The organism is Mesorhizobium sp. M7A.F.Ca.US.014.04.1.1, assembly GCF_003998745.1.
Taxonomy (GTDB): Bacteria; Pseudomonadota; Alphaproteobacteria; order Rhizobiales; family Rhizobiaceae; genus Mesorhizobium; species Mesorhizobium ciceri.
This window is the reverse complement of record NZ_RZRW01001080.1, coordinates 1-1,123: the sequence shown is the minus strand read 5'-3', so window position 1 is coordinate 1,123 and position 1,123 is coordinate 1. Positions and strand designations below refer to the sequence as shown.

Below are 1,123 nucleotides of genomic sequence, written 5' to 3'. Positions count from 1 at the left end.
TGCCGCGTTCTCCTTGCCGGCGAATGCCTTTTCCACGCCGGCAAACCCCTCCGACAAGGAGACCGCGCCGGCTGCGGCGCCGACCACGGCGATACCGCCGACCGGTTCGCCCGGCAGGAAGGCCGCGCGCGCATCGCTCCAGGCGAGCTTGCCCTTGGCCTGGCCGAAGAGATGGATGGTCGGCGTCCACCCGCCGGAGACCACAACGCAATCGGCATCGAACCTCGTGCCGTCGTCGAGCGTCACGCCGTCGACGCGCAGCTTGCCGCTGGCGGATGCGAGAGAACGCCCCTTGATCAGCCGGACATTGGCCGCCGCCGCAGGCGCGCCGTCACGCCGGATATCGACAAGCCTGACTTCGGCGCCAACCTCGGCAAGCGCCCCCGCCACCTCATAGGCGCTGTCATTGTTGGTGGCGACGATGATGCGGCGGCCGACCAGCACAGCGTGGCGCCGGAGATAGGCGAACGCCGCATCCGCCGACATGATGCCCGGCAGATCGTTGTTGGCGAAAGGCAGCGGCCGCTCGATGGCGCCGGTCGCCAGCACGATCTGGCGCGGCCTGACCCGCCACAGCGTATCCGGCCGGCCGTCGAGATGACGCTGGTTCAGCCCGACCAGATTGTGGTCGTAAATGCCGAAGGCGGTGGTCGAAGGCAGGATGAGGTGACCGCCAGCGGCAAGCCCGGCAATCGTCTCCTTGCCCCATACGGCCGCCGGCTTGCCGTCGATCTCCGCGGCACGATGGCCGAGCGATCCGCCGGGGCTCTGCTGGTCGTCGACCAGTGTGACGGTCAGGCCAGCACCGGACGCCAGCCCTGCCGCCGCCAGCCCGGCCGGTCCCGCGCCTACAACCAGCACATCGCAATGATGGTTGATCTGGTCGGCCATGCCGGGCGAGGTCCAGTCGGCGTCGACTGTGCCCAGCCCCGCCATGGCGCGGATGCGCGGCTCGAACCTGTGCCAGTCCGGCCACATGAAGGTCTTGTAGTAGAACGCGGCCGGGATGAAGCGCGCAAAACGGTCCAGGAAGGCGTTGCGGTCGGCCAGTGCGCTGGGCGTGGCGTTGACGCTTTTCGCCACCAGTCCGTCGCGCACCGGCTCGGTCGTGGCGCGGGTGCTC

At 69.3% G+C, this 1,123-nt stretch carries 1 protein-coding gene; it reads right to left on the bottom strand.

Going from position 1 to position 1,123, the window contains the following annotated elements:
• On the bottom strand, positions 1-1,123 hold a 1,123-nt coding region (locus EOA22_RS34625; RefSeq protein ID WP_127390665.1), incomplete at both ends, for an FAD-dependent oxidoreductase.